Below are 17691 nucleotides of genomic sequence, written 5' to 3' on the forward strand. Positions count from 1 at the left end.
AACAAAACGATAGGATCGCTTCATGCGCCGTTCCAAAATCGTCTGCACGCTGGGCCCCGCCGTGGACTCGTTCGACCGCCTGAAGGCGCTCGTCGAGGCGGGGATGAACGTGGCCCGCTTCAACTTCAGCCACGGCTCCCACGCGGAACACGAGGAGCGGTACCACCGCGTCCGCAAGGCCAGCGAGGAGACCGGCCGCGCCATCGGCGTCCTGGCCGACCTCCAGGGCCCGAAGATCCGCCTGGAGACCTTCGCGGGCGGCCCGGTGGAGCTGAAGCGCGGCGACGAGTTCACCATCACCACCGAGGACGTCCCCGGCGACCGCACCATCTGCGGCACCACGTACAAGGGCCTCCCGGGCGACGTGGCCAAGGGCGAGTCGATCCTCATCAACGACGGCAACGTGGCGCTCCAGGTGCTGGAGGTGGACGGCCCGCGCGTGCGGACCATCGTCATCGAGGGCGGCGTCGTCTCGGACCACAAGGGCATCAACCTGCCCGGCGTCGCGGTGAACGTGCCCGCGCTGTCCGAGAAGGACATCGAGGACCTGGAGTTCGCGCTGCGGCTCGGCGCCGACATGATCGCCCTCTCGTTCGTGCGCAACGCGGACGACGTGCGCGACGTGCACCGCGTGATGGACCGCGTGGGCCGCCGCGTCCCGGTCATCGCGAAGGTCGAGAAGCCGCAGGCCGTGGACAACATGGAGGAGGTCGTCCTGGCCTTCGACGGCGTGATGGTGGCGCGCGGCGACCTGGCGGTGGAGTACCCGCTGGAGAAGGTCCCGATGGTGCAGAAGCGCCTGATCGACCTGTGCCGCCGCAACGCGAAGCCGGTCATCGTCGCGACCCAGATGATGGAGTCGATGATCGAGAACTCGCGCCCGACGCGCGCCGAGGCCTCGGACGTCGCCAACGCGATCCTGGACGGCGCGGACGCGGTCATGCTGTCGGCCGAGTCGTCGGTCGGCCGCTATCCGATCGAGACGGTCAAGACGATGTCGAAGATCGTCATCGCCGCCGAGGGCGAACTGCTCTCCCGCGGCCTCCAGCCGCTCGTGCCGGGCAAGAAGCCGCGCACGCAGGGCGGTTCGGTGGCCCGCGCCGCCGCCGAGATGGCGGACTTCCTGAACGCGAAGGCGCTCGTCGCCTTCACCAAGTCGGGCGACACGGCCCGCCGCCTGTCCCGCTACCGCGCGGTGCAGCCGATCCTCGCGTTCACCTCCGAGCCCGCGACGCGCAACCAGCTGACGCTGAGCTGGGGCGTCGAGACCACGGTCGTGCCGAACGTGAACCACACCGACGAGATGGTCGAGCTGTGCGACGCGGAGCTGTCGCGCCTGGGCCGTTACGAGTCCGGTGACACCATGATCATCACCGCCGGCTCGCCCCCCGGTGTCACGGGCACGACCAACATGGTCCGCGTCCACCACCTCGGCGGCCACCAGGGCATCTGACACCCACCCCCACAGCACTTCCGCACGCCCCCGGCACCGAGCGAACGTCCGGGGGCGCTGTCGTGTCCGTGCGGCCCGTGTGCGCCGCACGCTCACCGTTCGTCGCCGAACGTGACTGTCAGTCGCATGATCTAGTCTTTCCGGTGTGCGGCTCGCTCCCGCTCCGCACGGGTCCCGGCATCCGCCACGCCGCCCACGGACAGGAACCCGCCATGCCAGGCCGACTTCTAGAACTCCACGTCGAGAACTTCCGCAGCCTGCGTGACGTGACGATCCCTCTCGGCCCCCTCACCGTGCTGGTGGGACCGAACGGGGTCGGCAAGACCAATGTCCTGAAGGTCTTCGAGTTCCTCGCCGACATCATCAGGAGCGACCTCCAGCCGGCACTCGACGACCGCGGCGGGTTCGACGAAGTGGCTTTCTGGGGCGGCTCCAAACCCCCTACCACCTTGCGCATCCAGCTGAAGGCCACCTGGACGAGCAACTCGACCGACAACGCACCGGACGAGTACGGTCTTACGATCCGCAGACGGGCACTCCCCTCCAACCGTCAGGTGAGATCGCACGCCTACGCGCTCTCACGTGAGGAGAGCTTCCAGTTCAAACGCACACAGGGCCGGGGGCGCCGGATCACGATCAAGGGAGAAGAGGCCCGCGTCATCGACACGGTCACCGAGCCGCCTCGCCGTCCACGCACGCGCGCGCCGCGCTCCCCCCGCCAGAGCGGAAGTTTCGGCATCCGGCGGCTGAGCAGCGGGCTGTCGACCCTGCCCCGGCTGGGAGCGGCCGACGGCGGCGACGAGGTGACGAGAGTCGCCGACCGTCTGTCGTCCTTCCGCATCTTCGATGTCGACGTGGCCGCCGCGCGTCGCCCGGCCCGCCTGCGGGGACGTGACCTCACCGCCCTGTCCCCCCAGGCGGAGAACCTGGCCGCCTTCCTGATCCATCTCAGCACCAGGGAGCACGTCTGGGACAGACTCGTTGCCGACGCCAGGGACGTGCTGCCGCAGTTGGAGGGCATCGAGTTCGAAGAGGCCGGCGGTGCCAGTGACCGCCTCACCGTCGTCCTGCGCGAGCGCGGTCTGCGCCGTCTCACGCCGCTGGCGGACGCGTCGTACGGAACCGTACGGCTGCTCGGCCTTCTGGCCCTCCTGTACGACCCGGACCCGCCCGCGTTCACATGCGTCGAGGAGATCGACCATGGTCTGCACCCTCAGGCGCTGGAACTGGTGGTGCAACGCCTCAGGGAAGCGGCCGAACGGACGCAGTTCATCGTCGCCACACACTCACCCGCGCTCGTGGACCGGCTCCGCCCCGAGGAGTTCGTGGTGTGCGAGCGCGACGAGCATGGAGCCTCCATCATTCCCGCCCTCACGGCGGAAGAGACGCACGCGATCGTCGATGAGTCCGGTGACCAGCCGCTCGGCGACCTGTGGTTCTCCGGAGTGCTCGGTGGCGATCTGACGGGCAGGGAACTGTGAGCCGCAGACCGGTCGGCGGCGCGCGGGGACGCGAGAGCGGACGGGGCATCGTGGTCCTCGCGGGTGAGGACCGGAACGACTGCCAGATCCTGGCCACCCTGATACGCGCCCACCGGCCGGACCTGGACGCGAGTACGAAGCTCGTGCGCATCAACGACCCCGTGCGTCTCCGGAAGAAACGGGGAGCCGATCTCACCGCGGCCGTCAGGACTCTCGTGGGAAAGGCACGCGCGAAGGCTCTCCAACAGCGTGCGCCACTGCGAGGTCTCGTCATCCACGAGGACTTCGACGGATTCGCCACCGGCCCGTACGAGGAGACACGGCGTTCCGTGGCCGCGGAACTGGCACGCGGCGGCGCTCCCTGCCCGGCCGTGTTCGCACTGGCCGCCTGGGAATCGGAGGCGTGGCTGCTGCTCTTTCCTGACGCCTTCCCCCTGGTGCATCCGGGCTGGCACGTCCCGCCCAGCCTGCGCGGCAAGGACACGGGGCGTCTGGAGAGCCCGAAGGAAGCCCTGGGCCGCCGCCTCGGCGCTCCCGCCTTCAGGGAGAGCGACGGGCCGCTCGTCATGCAGGCAGCGAGCGACCGGGGGCTCGTCGCGGCGCCCGTGGGCGTCAACCGGTCCTACGACGACTTCACCGACGATCTGCGCACCTGGGACTGACGTTCCCACACACGGGGATGCGGGACGGACGCGAAAGGGACGTTTGGCCGCGCGCTGCGGCGGAACCCGATCTGAGCCATGGCACGTGAAGCGACAGAGCACAGCGACGACCCGAACGACGACACGAACGACGACGGCCCGGACGACGCGGGCGCGGGCCCGGCGCGGGCCGTGCTGGAGATGATCGGCACGGCGGGCGCCGAGTTCACCGCGCTGACCGGACTGCGCGCGGAGGCGGTGACCCGGCTGGAACGGCACGGGAACGGCTGGCTGCTGGAGGCCGAGGTGGTCGAGACACCCCCGCTCCGGCGGACGCCCGCCGTCCTGGCCCTGTACGAGGTCACCACAGGGCCAGACGGCCGGGTGACCGGCTGCCGCCGCGTCCGGCGGTACCGGCACCCCGGCTGACCGCGTGTCCGTCCGTCCGGGAGTGACGGGAGAGCGGACCGACATGAGCACCTACGTCTACGGCATCACCCACTCCGGGCTGCCCCAGCTCCCGGCGGGCCTCGCCGGGGTGGGCGACCCGCCGCGCGCCGTGCGCGTCGTCCGGGCCGGCGGCGTGGCCGCCGTCGTGAGCGACTGCCCGCCGGGACTGCGGCCGACGCGCCGCGACCTGTTCGCGCACCAGCGCCTGCTGTCCGCCGCGGCGGGCGCGACCGTGCTGCCGCTGCGCTTCGGCAGCGTCGCCCCCGACGACCGCTCCGTACGCGCGCTGCTCACGGCGCGGTCGGACGCCCTGCGGGCGGCGCTCGACATGGTCGCGGGCCGCGTCGAGTTCACCGTGCGCGGCATGCACGACGAGGAGACGCTGCTGCGCGGCATCGTCGCCAGGGACGAGGAGGTGCGGCGGCTGAACGCGGCGGTCCGCGCCGACGGCGGCGGCACGTACGCGGACAGGCTGCGGCTCGGCAAACTGCTCGACGCGGCGGTGGCCGCGCAGGCGGCGCGGGACACGGCCACGGTGGAGGCAGCGCTCGCCCCGCTGGCCGCGCGGCACCGCGGCGGGCCCGGCGCCGACGGCTGGGTCCTCACGATGGCCTTCCTCGTGGACCGCGACCGGGCCGCCGCGTTCCTGACGGCGGCCCAGCGGCTCCAGGAGGACGTGCCGCACCTGGACCTCGCGGTCAACGGGCCGCTGCCGCCGTACGGCTTCGCGGGCTCGGCCGGGTTCGCCGGCCTGTTCGGCACGGCGGCCCGGCGGCCGCTCGCCGCGGTCTGACGCCCCACCGCTCACCCCGGCAGGGGCGTCGGGCCGTCCTCCGTCGTGTAGATCTCCATGCCGTGCAGCGTCAGGTCGCCGCCGAACTGGCCCGCCTGGTGCACGAAGACGTCCGTGAAGAACGCGAACGAGATGTCGAGCGGCGGCTCGTGCTCCGGGTCGAAGACGATCGGGATGACGCCGAAGAGGTTGCCCTCCAGGCGCTCGGTGTACATGGTGACCCGGCCGTTCCTGAACGTGGAGTTGGAGCCGGTGGCGGTGCCCACGTGGTAGCGCAGCCCGCCCTCGCCGTCCACGATCTGGTGCAGGTCGCCGATGTCGAGCTGGTCGGCGGTGAACTTGAGCGCCTGCTTGGTGTGCCCGCCCGACGTCGTCACGTTGACCACGCCCTCGTAGTCCAGGCCGCGGAGGGTCAGGTAGGTGGCCTCCAGGTACCAGCCCTCGTCGGGGAGGACGACGGGCAGGGTCTCGTCCGTGCCCGGGACGCTGCGTTCCTCCGGGCAGGGGTAGGGGAGGCGGCCCTGCTCGTCGGGGGCGAACGGGTCGTCGGCCGCCGCGTCGTCGGCGCCCGGCTCCCTGTCCGCTTCCGTGCCGGGGTCCGCGTCGCTGTCCGCGTCGGCGTCGGCGTCGGCGTCGGCGTCGGGCTCTGTCTCCGGCTGGGTCCCGGCGCCGGGGTCGGCCGGTTCGTCGGGGAGGCCGGGGTCGCCGGAGCCGGGGCCGTCGTCGCCCGGGGGCTCCGGGGTGTCCTCCGGGTCCTCGGGGCGCCCCGGCTCGGACGGCGCGTCAGTCGGCGGCTCCTCGCCGCCCCCGCCGCCGTTGTGCGAGCCGTCGTCCCCGCGGCCCGGCGTGAGGAGGTCGCCCACGGCGTGCCCCAGGTCGTCGAGTCCCTGGCCGATGCCCAGCGGGTCCCATGGCCGCGCCGCGTCTCCGGTGTCCTCCGTGCCCTCCGCCTCCGGGGCGCCCTGGGCGCCCTGGGCGGCTTCCTCCGCCTGCTCCTCCTCCCCCGCCGCACCGCCACCGGCCTCCGCCCCGGTGGCAGGCGGCGCGGGGGTCTCGTCCCGCGCCGGAGCGTCGTCCTGCGGTACGGGCGGCCGGGTCTCCGGCGCGGCCTCCTCGGGCGCCGCCTCCTCGCGTGCCGCCTCCCCGGAAGCCGCCTCCTCCGGCGCCGCCTCCTCGCGTGCCGCCCGGTCGTCCGCCGCCCCGGCGGGCTCCTCGTCCGGCATCTCGACGCACGGCCGGTCCTGGAACGGGTTGGGCGGCGGCTGCGGTTCGGCCTTCGCGAGGGGCGAGCCGATGCCCATGCCCAGCAACGCGGCGGACGGCATCGCCGCCAGGACGATCGCCTTGCCGACCGGTGTCCGCAGGCGGCTGCGCAGCGTACGGCGCGCGGCGGGCACGCCGGCCCCCGCGGCTATGTCCTCACTCGGCACGTTCGTCGTCCTTCCCTGGATGCCCCGGGGGCCGCCCGCCTCCCCCGGGCGCGGCTCCTCCGAAGGCCGCCAGCGCGCTCCCGGTCCCCGGCACGCGGGCCGGCGGCACGGTGCCGGGTGCGGCGGCCGCAGCGGTGGTGCCCGCCCCCAGCGTGTCCCCGGCCGCCTCCCCGGTGCCGCTCCCGGCCGTCCCGGGCACCCACGCGACGCTCATCGCGCCGCCCACGAGGCCCAGCAGGAAGCCGATCAGCCCCCCGCCGAAGTTGGCGATGACCAGGGACACGAGGGACAGCAGGATGGCGGCGACGCCCGCGAATATCCGGACGTGCGGCTGGAACCATATGGTCAGCCCCAGCACGATCAGCAGGACGCCGATCACGACGGCGCTCGCCCCCGCCGTCGTGGACAGGCGCACGTTGAGCTGGCCGAGCGTCAGGTTCGCGTAGGGGACCCACAGGATGGGTCCGCCCGCGGTGCCGACGAACAGGCCCGCCCAGAACGGCCGCCGCCAGCGGAAGTTCCGGAACGCGACGCGGCCTCTGGTCCACGACGAGATCCCCGGCCGCTCTTCGGCATTGACAGTCACAGCACGTACTCCCCTGGTGGCGCGTTCAATGGCGGGATGCACGATACGGCGGTCGCGCCCGCCGCGTGCGGACGCCTCCGGCACGTCCCCGGGGCAGGAACGGCGCGAGCGCGGCCGTCCGCTGCCCCGGCACGTGGTTCATCGGTGCGTCAGAAGCACTCGTCGTCCGAGCCGGTGTGCAGACTGAGGCTCAGATCGGTGAGGGTGAACGTTCCCGCCGACGTCCCGTAGGCGATCTGCTCGACATCGGTCAGGACGGCGCCCTCCGCCTGCTGGGCGAAGGAGTCGGCCTGGGCGTTGCCGTCGCCGTCCTGGATGCGGCCGGTGGAACCGGTGCTGACGCCGATCCTGATGTCGCTGAAGGTGGCGTCCGCGTCCAACTGGGCCACGTCGATGAAGAGGTTGTCGGCCTCCACCGGCCTGCCCGGTGTGGTGCCCGCCGTGATCCGGAGCGTGACATCGCCGATGATCGGGAGGGAGACGACCACCGACTGGCACAGCTCCGTGATGGTGGCGTGGTCGAACGCCGAGACGGCGACCGCCCGTTCGCCGTCACCGGCGGTGGTGATCACCGTGCCGTACTGCACGAACCCGTTGCCTTCGAGCCGTTCGACGCGCACCTTGAACGCGTCGCCCGACATGCTCAGCGAGGTGGCGAGGGCACCGGAACTGATGGCGACGCCTATGGCGGCTGTGGCGGCCACGCTCGGCACCATGACCAGACCGAACCGCCGCCATCTGGTGCCGCCGCGAGCCTGAGACTCCATGAAAATCCTCCTTTTCGGACGAGCATCCCCAGGGCCCCGGAGAGCCCGTGGTTCCGCAAGCCGTCCGGCGCCTGGAGAGGAGAAGCGCGATGCCGCCGGTCTGCACCCCGGCGTCAGCCACGGACCGCCGTGTGCGCGGTCCTCCGGACAGGTCCCACCGCGGCGGGAACCCCCCTGTTCCGAGCCGGGCGCGTGGCACCCCCGACCCCGCCGATCGTGGTCCATCTCACGCCCCGGCACAAGGGGTTGGTTACTTGGGAGTTAAATAACCCGGACACCGGGACGACCGTCCCGGGGCTGGCACGGCACTTCGCGTGCATGACAAAGAGGGGCACAGCGCCACCAAAGGTGACCAACCGTCTCGGACACCTGAGCGGGCGCCCACCCGGGGAGAACGCGGCCGCGGACACAGGGTTTACCAAGATTTGACGGACCGCCGGAAACGGCGGACCACGGCGAACGTGGTGACACCCCTGCGCCCGCGGCCACCGGACAGGCAGCCCCGGCCTCAGAACAGCACGCGCGCCAGGGCACCCCTGGCCGCGATGACCCGCGGGTCCTCGGGACCGACCAGGTCGAAGAGTTCGAGCAGCCGCACGCGCGCGGCGTCCCGGTCCTCCCCCGCGCTGCGCTGGACGGCGGAGACGAGGCGGCCGAACGCGTCCTCGACATGCCCGCCGACCAGGTCGAGGTCCGCCACGGCGAGTTGCGTCGCGACGTCGCCCGGCCGCTCCGCCGCGTCCTTGCGCACCTGCTCGGGGTCCGCGTTCCGCACACGGTCGAGGAGCCTGGCCTGGCCGAGGCCGATCCTGGCCTCCTCGTCGGCCGGGTCGTCGGCCAGCACGTTCTCGTACGCCTGGATCGCGCCGCCGAGGTCGCCCGAGTCGAGCGCCGCGTGGGCGGCGGCGAGCGCCGGGTTCACGGGCTCGGCCGGCTCGGCCGCCGGCTGCGCCTCGCGCGCCGCCGCGGCCTGCTCCGGATCGACCGGCGCCCCGACGATGCCGAAGCGCTGCTCGGCCGCCTCGATCAGCTGGTCGAGCACCTGCCGCACCTGCGGCTCGGGCGCCGCGCCCTGGAACAGCGGCAGCGCCTGGCCCGCGATCACGGCGAAGACGGCCGGGATGCCCTGCACGCCGAACTGCTGGAACAGCATCTGGTTGCTGTCCACGTCGATCTTGGCGAGCACGAACCGCCCGGCGTACTCCTCCGCCAGCCGCTCAAGCACCGGGCTCAGCTGCTTGCACGGCTGGCACCACTCGGCCCAGAAGTCGATGACGACCGGCACCTCGGTGCTGCGCTGGAGCACCTCCTGCTCGAACCCGGCCTCGTCGACGTCGATCACGAGCCGCACGGCGGCGGGGGTCGGCCCGCCCTCCGGCTGGGCCGCGCGCTGGGCCCGCGCCTGCTCGGCCTTCTGCCTGGCCTCGGCCGCGGCCTTCACCGCGGAGAGGTCGACGGCTCCGCTCATGGACATGTTGCGTGGCTGCATGGGTCCTAGTCTCCCCCCTCCGGGGGCGGAACGGGTACGCCCCCCGGAGGAGGAGGGCGGGTCAGAAGACGGGCGGCTCGGTGTAGACGCCCCACTCGTCCTTGAGGGCGCCGCAGATCTCGCCGAGCGTCGCCTCGGCGCGCGCCGCGTCGAGCATGGGCGCGATCATGTTGCTCCCCTCCCTGGCGGCGTCGAGCAGCGCGGCGAGCGCGGCGCGCACGGCGGCGTCGTCCCTGGCCGCGCGGCGGCCGGCGAGCGCGCGGACCTGCTCGCGTTCGACCTCGTGGCCGACCCGGAGGATCTCCAGGTCGCCGGTGACCGAGCCGGTGTGCGCGTTCACGCCGACCACGCGCTTGTCGCCCTTCTCCAGCGCGCGCTGGTAGGCGAACGCCGCCTCCGCGATCCGGCCGGTGAACCAGCCGTCCTCGATGCCCGCCAGCAGCCCCGAGGTGATCGGCCCGACGGGGTGCCGCCCGTCCGGGACGGCGCGCCGCCCGCGTTCCAGGATCTCGTCGAAGATCCGCTCGGCGTCGGCCTCGATGCGGTCGGTGAGCTGCTCGACGTACCAGGAGCCGCCGAGCGGGTCGGCGACGGAGGTGACGCCGGTCTCCTCCATGATCACCTGCTGGGTGCGCAGGGCGATCTCGGCGGCGCGCTCGCTGGGCAGGGCGAGCGTCTCGTCCAGGGCGTTGGTGTGCAGGGAGTTGGTGCCGCCGAGGATGGCGGACAGGGCCTCGACGGCGGTGCGCACCACGTTGTTGTACGGCTGCTGCGCGGTGAGGGAGACGCCCGCGGTCTGGGTGTGGAAGCGCAGCCACTGGGCGCGCTCGCTCGTCGCGCCGTACACGTCGCGCATCCGCCGGGCCCAGATGCGGCGCGCGGCGCGGAACTTGGCGATCTCCTCGAAGAAGTCGATGTGCGCGTCGAAGAAGAACGACAGGCCGGGCGCGAACGTGTCCACGTCCAGGCCGCGCGACAGTCCCAGCTCGACGTAACCGAAGCCGTCGGCGAGGGTGTACGCCAGCTCCTGCGCGGCCGTCGAGCCGGCCTCGCGGATGTGGTAGCCGGAGACGGACAGCGGCTTGTAGGCCGGGATGTGCCGGGCGCAGTACTCCATGAGGTCGCCGATCAGGCGCAGGTGCGGCTCGGGGCCGAACAGCCACTCCTTCTGGGCGATGTACTCCTTGAAGATGTCCGTCTGGAGCGTCCCGTTCAGCGCGCGGGTGTCGGCGCCCTGCCGCTCGGCGGCGACGAGGTACATGCAGAAGACGGGGACGGCGGGGCCGCTGATGGTCATCGAGGTGGTGACCTCGCCCATCGGGATGCCGTCGAAGAGGATGTCCATGTCGGCGGCCGAGTCGACGGCGACGCCGCAGTGGCCGACCTCGCCGAGGGAGAGCGGGTCGTCGGAGTCGCGGCCCATCAGGGTGGGCATGTCGAAGGCGACGGAGAGGCCGCCGCCGCCGTTGCGGAGGATCGTGCGGTAGCGCTCGTTGGTCTGCCGGGCGTTCCCGAAGCCGGCGAACTGGCGGATCGTCCACGTCCTGCCCCGGTAGCCGGTGGCGTACAGGCCGCGGGTGTACGGGAACTCGCCGGGCCAGCCGATGCGCTCGAAGCCCTCGTACGAGTCGCCGGGGCGTGGGCCGTACACGGGCTCGACGGGGTCGCCGGAGAGCGTGGTGAAGTCGGCGTCCCGGGTGCGGGCCGCGTCGAAGCGGGCCTGCCAGCGTCGGCGGCCCGCGGCAATGGCGTCTGCGTCCATACGGCCAATTTACTTGGACGTCCAAGTATCCGTCCAACGGCGCGCGGCGACGGCCCCCGGGACACCGGGGGCCGGTGACGCCGCGGGCGGGGTCAGACCCCGACGGGCTCCTCCTCGGGCGCCTCCACCAGCGGCTCGACCTCGGCGGCCACCCTGCGCTCGACGAAGAACGCGGCGGTCGGGATCGTCCCGGAGACCAGCACCCACAGGAGCTTCCCGAACGGCCAGCGGGCCTTCTGGCCCAGGTCGAACGCGAAGACCAGGTAGATGATGTACAGCAGGCCGTGGACCTGGGAGACGAGGAGCGTGACGTCCTCACCCGTGTCGAAGCCGTACTTGAAGACCATGCTGACGCACAGCACCAGCAGCATGACCGCGGTGACGTAGGCCATCACCCGGTATCGCGTGAGCACACTCCGCTTCATGCCGGCGAGCCTATCCGGTCATTCGGGGCGATCTTCGCCGGGCCCCCCGGCGCCGGAGCGCACCGCGCCCGCCGCCGCGCCCGGCGCGGGGGCGCCGTCGTCCCGGCTCTCGAAGTCCTGGGCGGCCACGCGCAGCGGGCGCAGCATCGCGAAGATCTCGCCGCACTCCTCGGCGTCGTACGCGCCGAGGCCGAAGTCCATGGCCATCAGGTCGCGGGTGGCGGCGTCGCAGACGGCGCGGCCCTCGTCGGTGATCGAGGCGAGCGTGCCCCGGCCGTCGTTCGGGTTGGGCCGCTTGGTGACCAGCCCGGAGCGGACGAGGCGGTCCACCGTGTTGGTCACGGAGGTGGGGTGGACCATCAGGCGCTCGCCGATCTTGGACATCGGCAGTTCACCCTTCTTGCTGAAGGTGAGCAGGACCAGGGCCTCGTACCGGGCGAACGTCAGTCCATACGGCCTGACCACGGCGTCCACCTCGGCGAGCAGGATCTGGTGGGCGCGCATGATCGAGGTGATCGCCGCCATGGCCGGTGCGGAGCCCCAGCGGCGTTTCCACAACTCCTCCGCGCGGGCGATCGGGTCGAAGGGAAGGCTGAGCGGTTTGGACACGCCAGCGACCCTACCGGCTGGTCATACGAATGCCTCCCGTGGGCCGCCGGGCGGCGGCGGGGGTCATCGCTCGTCGGACCCGGCCCAGCAGGCGGTCCTGCCGCCCCTCTCGTCCAGCAGATCGGCCATGCAGTCGAGGGTGCTGTGGTCGGGACTGGAGACGTACGGGTACGCCGCCGGGTCCGGGTCGGCGATACGCGGCTCGCCGACGAGGATGCGGAGCACACCGAGCCGGTTGCCGTCGACCACGGCGTAGACGCGGGCCGAGCCCGGTGTGCCCGGCTCGGTGCCGGTGTCGGCCATGCCGAAGCCCCCGTACGCATTGCCCGCGCGCGCGCCGTAGTCGCACACACCCTGTTCGAGCACCACTTCACCGGCGTTCTTCGCGAGGGCGGACGACTCGAAGACAAGCGTCTCCCAAGTCGCCAGGGCGCCGTCCGCACCCTCGTAGAACCGGGCGGACCTCTGCCACGTGTCCGTCGGGCCCGCGGCCCACCCGCAGCGGTCGTGCCACGCCGCGAGCAGCCCGTCCAGCGACGCGTCCGGCTTCGCCTCCCGCCACGCGAACCGCTCGTCCCAGGGCAGCTCCATGGGCGGCGGTGACGGCACGCGGAGGTCCGGGGCGGCGGGCGGCACCGGGGGGGCCGGCTCCTGCGGCCTGTCCAGGGGGGCGTACTGCCAGACGCCGGCGGTCACGGCGGCGAGCACCGCGACGGACGCGGCGGCCGTACCCGCGCGGCGGCGGGCGCGGCGGCGCTCGCCCCTGCGGCGGGCCGCGTCCGGTCCTGCGAGGGTGACGACGGGTTCCATGCGGTCGGCGAGCAGGTGCAGTCGCTCGCCGAGGCCGCTGCCCTCGTGGGGGGTGTCGTGCTCGGTCATCGGGACATGCCACCTCGTGTCGGAGCCGGAGCCGGGCACCTGGTGCGGGCGCTCATCGTGCCCCCGCCCCCTTCCGCCTTGCTGCGCCGCCGCCGTCCGGGGCGCCGTGGCGCCGGGCCGCGGTGGGGTCGTCGGCCAGTCGGGGGCGCAGCGCCTTGCGGGCCCTGCTGAGGCGGGTGCGGACGGCGGCCTCGGAAGCGCCGGTCTCGCGTGCGATCTGGGCGACGGGCAGGTCGAGCAGATGGTGCAGGACGACGGCCGTGCGCTGGTCGGCCGGGAGCGTCCGCAGCGCGGCGACCAGCGCCACGTGGTCGGGTGCGAGCGCGGAGACGTCGGGCGGGGGGCCGTGGCGGTTGTGGGCGCGCAGCCGGTTGCGGGCCTTGCGCCAGGTGCTGACGGCCAGCCGGAGCGCGACGGTGCGGACCCAGGGTGTGGGGTCGCCCTCGGCGGTGAGGGCGGCCCAGCGCTGCCAGGCGCGGGCGTACGCCTCCTGCACGGCGTCCTCGGCGTCGCCGAGGTCGCCCGTGACGGCGTAGACGGCGGCGACGAGCCGGGTGGCGGAGGCGTGGTAGAAGGACGCGAAGTCGTCGCGCGCCGCGCCGTCACCGCCCTTCATGAGCGGCGCCACCGCGCACCGCCCGGCAGGCGGCGCAGGACGGGGGCGGCCAGCTCGCCGACCTCGGGGACGCGCAGCGGGCGCGCGAACAGGAGCACGGACAGCAGCAGCGCGGTGCTGCCGAGGCCGAGACCGGCCAGGTCGCCCACGGGTCCCTCGCCGAGGCGCGCGGTGCAGCGGTCGGCGATCAGCACGGCGGCGGCCGCGCCGGGTGCGGCGGCCAGGGCGACGCGTAGGTGGGTGCCGAGCGTGCCGGGCCAGCGGCCTATGCGGCGCAGGAGGGCGCGGCTCGTGCAGAACAGCCCGACCGTGCACGCGATGGCATAGCCCCCCGCCATACCGACGACGACCCAGCGCGGCGGGAGCAGTGCGTAGGCGCACAGGGCGAGCCCCGCCTGCACGGCGGCGATGACCAGGTTGAGCAGGAACGGCGTACGGGTGTCGCCGAGTGCGTAGAACGCGCGGGCGACGAGGTACTGCCCGGCGAAGGCGGGCAGCCCGGCGGCGAAGGCCATGAGGATCCAGGCGAGGACGCGTACGTCCGCCTCGGTGGTCTGGCCGTACTGGAAGATGACGCCCGCCAGTTGCGGCCCGAGGGTGAGGAAGACCAGGGCGGCGGGGACGACGGCGACGGCGTTGCGCCGCAGTCCCCACGCCAGGTCGCGCCCGGCGGCGCGCGGATCGCCGTCCGCGGCGGCGGCGCTCATGCGGGGCAGCAGGGCGGTGCTGAGCGAGACGGTGATGATGCCCTGGGGGACGACCCACAGCTGGTAGGCGTTCGTGTAGGCCGCGAAGCCGACGCCGGTGGTGACGCCCTCGGCGGTCGCGCGGACGGCGGCGGAGGTGGCGAGGCTGGTGACGACCCACAGGGCGAGCTGGTTGACGAGGACGAGCAGCACCGTCCACACGGCGGCGCGCACGGGGGCGGCGAGCCCGGCGTGCAGCAGGTCGAAGCGGGGGCGCCAGCGGAAACCGGCGGCGCGCAGCGGGGGTATGAGCGCCAGTACCTGGGCGACGACACCGGCGGTGCTGCCGAGGCCGAGCAGCAGGGCCTGGCCGCCGGTCATGGCGCCGGCCTCGGTGACGTCGGCGGCCATCGCCAGGTAGAGGCCGAAGACGCCGATGACGACGAGGTTGTTGAGGACCGGCGCCCACATCATCGCGCCGAAGCGGCCCCGTACGTTGAGGACCTGCCCGAGCAGGGTGAACAGGCCGTAGCACAGGATCTGCGGCAGGCAGTAGCGCGCCAGGGCGACGGTGAGGTCGCGCTGCGCGCCGGTGAAGTCGGGCGCGTACGCCGTGACCAGCCAGGGCGCGGCGACGACGGCCGCGGCCGTCAGCAGCAGCAGGCCGAGGAGGCAGGCGGTCAGGAGGCGGTCGGTGTGGGCGGCGCCGCCGTCGGCGTGGGTGCGGCGGGCGCGGACCAGCTCGGGGACGAACACCGAGTTGAGCGCGCCGCCGAGGATCAGGAAGTACACGATGTTCGGCACCGTGTTGGCGATCTGGAAGGCGTCGCCGAGCAGCGTCGTGCCGAGCGCGGCGACGACGACGGCGGTGCGCACGAAGCCGGTCGCCCGCGAGACGAGGGACCCGGCGGCCATGATCGCGCTGCCCCGGCCGGGCGAGCCGGACGGCGCGGCCTCCTCGCGCGGCGCCGTCTCCGCCGCGGGTCCCGCGTGCCGCCCGGTGCGCTCCGGCGGCTCGGCCGGGGCCACGGCGGCGGCGGGAGCGGTGACGCCGCGTCTGCTGTGCTTGCCCATGAGCAGGTGATTGTGCCAGGGCGGCCGCCCGGCCACCCCATCGGGAAGCTGTCGCAAACATCTCTGTCACCTCCCGGGCCTCCCGGACGTGAGGAGCTGCGAGTGGGCTGTACCTGACGCCCGCCCCCGGGCCGCGCGGCCCGGCCGCCGTCGCGGAGGGAAGTCCCGTGTCCGATACGACCATCCAGCGCCCCAGGGCGCACCAGATGCCGCCTGCGCCGCCGTCCGGGATGCCGGCGTGGGGACGGACGCACCCGCTGCTCGTCCCGCTCAGCTCGGCGGAGCACCTGGCGTTCCTGGCCGAACGGCGGCCGTGGACGGGCGCGGCGCCGGGGCAGGTCAGCTTCCTCCAGACCCCGGCGTGGGCCGCCGTGAAGCGGGGCTGGCGTGCCGAGAGCCTGGGCTGGCTGGTGGACGGGCGGCTGGCCGGCGCGGCGCTGGTGCTGTACCGCCAGGTGCCGCGCCTGCGGCGGTGGTTCGCGTACCTGCCGGAGGGTCCGGTGATCGACTGGTCGGTGCCCGACCTCGACCAGTGGTTCGGCCCGCTGCTCGACCGGCTGCGGGAGGCGGGCGCGTTCGCCGTGCGGATGGGGCCGCCGCTGGCGTACCGGCGGTGGTCGGCGCGGACGCTGAAGGACGCGGCCGGTCCCGGCCGCCGGGTGGGCGACGTGCTGCCCGACCGTGTGGAGCCGCTGGGCGCCGTGGTGGCGGACCGGCTGCGGGAGGCGGGCTGGACGCGGTGCGGCGAGGAGGGCGCGGGGGCGGCGGACGCGCAGCCTCGGCTGGTCTTCGAGGTGCCGCTCGCCGGGCGTGACCGGGACGGGCTGTGGACCGGGCTGAGCCAGGAGTGGCGGCGCAATGTGAAGAAGGCGGCGAAGGCGGGCGTGCGGGCGGAGGTCGCGGGGCCCGAGGACCTGCCGGGGTTCCACGAGTTGCTCGGGGTGACGGAGCGGCGTGACGGGTTCCGGCTGGGGCGCTCGCTGGAGTACTACCAGCGGCAGTACGCGGCGCTGAACTCGGACGTGCCGGGCACCATGCGGCTGTACACGGCGCGGCACGGGGGCGAACTGCTCGCGGCGCACACGCTGCTGCGCTCCCCCGACGGCGCGCGGGTCTGGTACCTGACGGGTGCGTCCGCCGACCACCGGCGGGACGTTCGGCCGAGCAACGGGCTCCAGTGGCGGATGCTGTGCGACGCGCACGCGATGGGCGCCTCGGTGTACGACATGCGCGGGATACCGGACACGCTGGACCCGGCGGACCGGCCGTTCGGCCTCGTGCGGTGGAAGCTCGGGACGGGCGGCGAGGCGGTGGAGATGCTGGGCGAGTGGGAGCTGCCGCTCCAGGGCGCGGTGAACAGGACGCTGCACCGGGCGATGAAGAGCTACTTGGACAAGAGGTGACAAGAGGTGACAGAAGCTGACAAGAGGTGACAGCAGGTGACAAGAAGCGGTGGGGAGTGGGGAGCGGCGGGCGGTGAGGGGGTGCCGCGGTCGGTCCGCGGCGCGAGGTCCACGGCGCGGCGGTGACGGCGTGTCACGATGACGGCATGCTGCGTCGTTCGTCGGTCACCGCTGTCCTGTGCTGCGCGGTCCTCGCGCTGGCCTGCTCCTCGGGCGGGGAAGCCGCCCACGACGGTCCCCGGGAAGGGGGCGCGGCGGCGGGGACGGCCGACGAGCGGTTCTGGGTGGACCCGGAGAGCCCGGCGGCGCGGCAGGTGGCGGAGTGGGAGGCGGAAGGGCGTACCGACGACGCCGGTGTGCTGCGCAGGATCGCCGACCGGCCGCTCGCGCACTGGGCGCCGGGCGAGGAGGACCCGGGGGCGTGGGCGCGCGAGGTGACGGAGGCGGCGACCGCGCGGGAGACGACGGCGGTGCTGGTGGCGTACAACATCCCGCACCGTGACTGCGGCCAGTACTCGCAGGGCGGCGCGCGGGACGAGGCCGCGTACGCCGGGTGGATCGACGCGCTGGCCGGGGGCATCGGCGACGCGCACGCCGTCGTCGTGCTGGAGCCGGACGCCGTGCCGCACATCGTGGACGGCTGCACCGCGCCGATGTACGTCGAGGACCGGCTGGCGACGCTGGGCGACGCCGTGGACCGGCTCAAGCGGCAGCCCCACACGCGGGTCTACCTCGACGCGGGCAACCCGGCGTGGATCGCCGACCCGGCGCGCATCGCCGACCCGCTGCGCCGCGCGGGCGTGGCGCGCGCGGACGGCTTCGCGCTGAACGTCGCCAACTTCCAGACGCTGTCCGACAACACCGCGTACGGGCATGTCCTGTCGGAGCTGCTGGACGGCGCCCACTTCGTCATCGACACCAGCCGCAACGGCAACGGGCCCTACGACGGCGGCGAGGAGTCGTGGTGCAACCCGCCGGACCGTGCCCTGGGGACGCCGCCGACCGCCGACACCGGTGACGCCCTGACGGACGCGCTGCTGTGGATCAAGCGGCCGGGCGAGTCGGACGGGGAGTGCAGGGGCGGCCCGGCGGCCGGGGAGTGGTGGCCCGAGTACGCGCTGGAGCTGGCGCGGGGGGGGGGGGGGGG

General features: G+C 73.6%; 17 protein-coding genes. 7 read left to right on the plus strand and 10 right to left on the minus strand.

The features are described 5' to 3' along the window. Nucleotides 1-22: 22 nt before the first annotated feature. From pyk to ACL02R_RS19075, 5 genes are all read left to right on the plus strand, one after another. A complete protein-coding gene (gene pyk / locus ACL02R_RS19055) occupies nt 23-1453 on the plus strand; it encodes a pyruvate kinase (protein ID WP_412798147.1) in 1431 nt (476 codons plus the stop codon). 212 nt (nt 1454-1665) lie between these two features. Next, nucleotides 1666-2934 carry an AAA family ATPase gene (locus tag ACL02R_RS19060; RefSeq protein ID WP_412798148.1) on the plus strand — a complete coding sequence of 423 codons (1269 nt, stop codon included), beginning with the start codon at nt 1666-1668 and terminating at the stop codon, nt 2932-2934. After that, complete coding sequence (locus ACL02R_RS19065) at nt 2931-3596, plus strand: hypothetical protein (protein WP_412798149.1); 666 nt, start codon at nt 2931-2933, stop codon at nt 3594-3596. The genes ACL02R_RS19060 and ACL02R_RS19065 overlap by 4 nt, the downstream gene beginning before the upstream one ends. Before the next feature lie 78 nt (nt 3597-3674). Continuing rightward, complete coding sequence (gvpO, locus tag ACL02R_RS19070) at nt 3675-4004, plus strand: gas vesicle protein GvpO (RefSeq protein ID WP_412798150.1); 330 nt, start codon at nt 3675-3677, stop codon at nt 4002-4004. Nucleotides 4005-4047: 43 nt separating this feature from the next. Next, the gene (locus tag ACL02R_RS19075) at nt 4048-4818 is read left to right on the plus strand and encodes a GvpL/GvpF family gas vesicle protein (RefSeq protein WP_412798151.1); all 771 of its coding nucleotides are present in this window, start codon (nt 4048-4050) and stop codon (nt 4816-4818) included. Between the two features lie 11 nt (nt 4819-4829). On the opposite strand, the gene ACL02R_RS19080 is transcribed toward ACL02R_RS19075, so the two are convergent. From ACL02R_RS19080 to murJ, 10 genes are all read right to left on the minus strand, one after another. Continuing rightward, entirely contained in the window at nt 4830-6248 is a 1419-nt protein-coding gene (locus tag ACL02R_RS19080; protein WP_412798152.1) for a hypothetical protein, read from the minus strand. Beyond that, nucleotides 6238-6834, minus strand: coding sequence for a DUF6114 domain-containing protein (locus ACL02R_RS19085; RefSeq protein WP_412798153.1), 597 nt, complete (start codon nt 6832-6834; stop codon nt 6238-6240). The genes ACL02R_RS19080 and ACL02R_RS19085 overlap by 11 nt, the downstream gene beginning before the upstream one ends. Nucleotides 6835-6983: 149 nt before the next feature. Next, entirely contained in the window at nt 6984-7601 is a 618-nt protein-coding gene (locus ACL02R_RS19090; RefSeq protein WP_412798154.1) for a DUF6230 family protein, read from the minus strand. A 508-nt stretch (nt 7602-8109) separates the two neighbouring features. After that, nucleotides 8110-9090, minus strand: a complete 981-nt coding sequence (locus tag ACL02R_RS19095) for a tetratricopeptide repeat protein (protein ID WP_412798155.1) — start codon at nt 9088-9090, stop codon at nt 8110-8112. 61 nt (nt 9091-9151) lie between these two features. Continuing rightward, nucleotides 9152-10852 carry a methylmalonyl-CoA mutase gene (locus ACL02R_RS19100; protein WP_412798156.1) on the minus strand — a complete coding sequence of 567 codons (1701 nt, stop codon included), beginning with the start codon at nt 10850-10852 and terminating at the stop codon, nt 9152-9154. Between the two features lie 92 nt (nt 10853-10944). After that, nucleotides 10945-11277, minus strand: a complete 333-nt coding sequence (locus ACL02R_RS19105; RefSeq protein ID WP_362965345.1) for a DUF3817 domain-containing protein — start codon at nt 11275-11277, stop codon at nt 10945-10947. 18 nt (nt 11278-11295) lie between these two features. Then, on the minus strand, nt 11296-11886 hold the full coding sequence (locus ACL02R_RS19110; RefSeq protein WP_412798157.1) for a MarR family winged helix-turn-helix transcriptional regulator: 591 nt from the start codon (nt 11884-11886) through the stop codon (nt 11296-11298). Between the two features lie 63 nt (nt 11887-11949). Beyond that, entirely contained in the window at nt 11950-12765 is an 816-nt protein-coding gene (locus tag ACL02R_RS19115) for a hypothetical protein (RefSeq protein WP_412798158.1), read from the minus strand. 52 nt (nt 12766-12817) lie between these two features. Next, nucleotides 12818-13381, minus strand: coding sequence for a SigE family RNA polymerase sigma factor (locus tag ACL02R_RS19120; RefSeq protein ID WP_412798159.1), 564 nt, complete (start codon nt 13379-13381; stop codon nt 12818-12820). Then, nucleotides 13378-15141, minus strand: a complete 1764-nt coding sequence (gene murJ, locus ACL02R_RS19125; protein ID WP_412798160.1) for a murein biosynthesis integral membrane protein MurJ — start codon at nt 15139-15141, stop codon at nt 13378-13380. Before murJ ends, ACL02R_RS19120 begins: the two co-directional genes overlap by 4 nt. Before the next feature lie 230 nt (nt 15142-15371). On the opposite strand from murJ, the gene ACL02R_RS19130 reads away from it, so the two are divergent. Next, nucleotides 15372-16544, plus strand: coding sequence for a lipid II:glycine glycyltransferase FemX (locus ACL02R_RS19130; RefSeq protein ID WP_412798163.1), 1173 nt, complete (start codon nt 15372-15374; stop codon nt 16542-16544). A 146-nt stretch (nt 16545-16690) separates the two neighbouring features. Further along, nucleotides 16691-17691, plus strand: a 1001-nt coding sequence (locus tag ACL02R_RS19135) for a glycoside hydrolase family 6 protein (RefSeq protein ID WP_412798161.1), incomplete at its 3' end; no start/stop codon positions are given.

The organism is Streptomyces sp. MS19, assembly GCF_047200595.1.
In the GTDB taxonomy this organism is placed as follows: Bacteria; Actinomycetota; Actinomycetes; order Streptomycetales; family Streptomycetaceae; genus Streptomyces.

Excerpts from the sequence above, each read along its gene's own strand:
- pyk (WP_412798147.1), top strand. The coding sequence starts at position 23 with ATGCGCCGTTCCAAAATCGTCTGCACGCTGGGCCCCGCCGTGGACTCG.
- ACL02R_RS19060 (WP_412798148.1), top strand. The coding sequence starts at position 1,666 with ATGCCAGGCCGACTTCTAGAACTCCACGTCGAGAACTTCCGCAGCCTG.
- gvpO (WP_412798150.1), top strand. The coding sequence starts at position 3,675 with ATGGCACGTGAAGCGACAGAGCACAGCGACGACCCGAACGACGACACG.
- ACL02R_RS19075 (WP_412798151.1), top strand. The coding sequence starts at position 4,048 with ATGAGCACCTACGTCTACGGCATCACCCACTCCGGGCTGCCCCAGCTC.
- ACL02R_RS19090 (WP_412798154.1), bottom strand. The coding sequence starts at position 7,601 with ATGGAGTCTCAGGCTCGCGGCGGCACCAGATGGCGGCGGTTCGGTCTG.
- ACL02R_RS19095 (WP_412798155.1), bottom strand. The coding sequence starts at position 9,090 with ATGCAGCCACGCAACATGTCCATGAGCGGAGCCGTCGACCTCTCCGCG.
- ACL02R_RS19100 (WP_412798156.1), bottom strand. The coding sequence starts at position 10,852 with ATGGACGCAGACGCCATTGCCGCGGGCCGCCGACGCTGGCAGGCCCGC.
- ACL02R_RS19105 (WP_362965345.1), bottom strand. The coding sequence starts at position 11,277 with ATGAAGCGGAGTGTGCTCACGCGATACCGGGTGATGGCCTACGTCACC.
- ACL02R_RS19115 (WP_412798158.1), bottom strand. The coding sequence starts at position 12,765 with ATGACCGAGCACGACACCCCCCACGAGGGCAGCGGCCTCGGCGAGCGA.
- ACL02R_RS19120 (WP_412798159.1), bottom strand. The coding sequence starts at position 13,381 with ATGAAGGGCGGTGACGGCGCGGCGCGCGACGACTTCGCGTCCTTCTAC.
- murJ (WP_412798160.1), bottom strand. The coding sequence starts at position 15,141 with ATGGGCAAGCACAGCAGACGCGGCGTCACCGCTCCCGCCGCCGCCGTG.
- ACL02R_RS19130 (WP_412798163.1), top strand. The coding sequence starts at position 15,372 with ATGCCGGCGTGGGGACGGACGCACCCGCTGCTCGTCCCGCTCAGCTCG.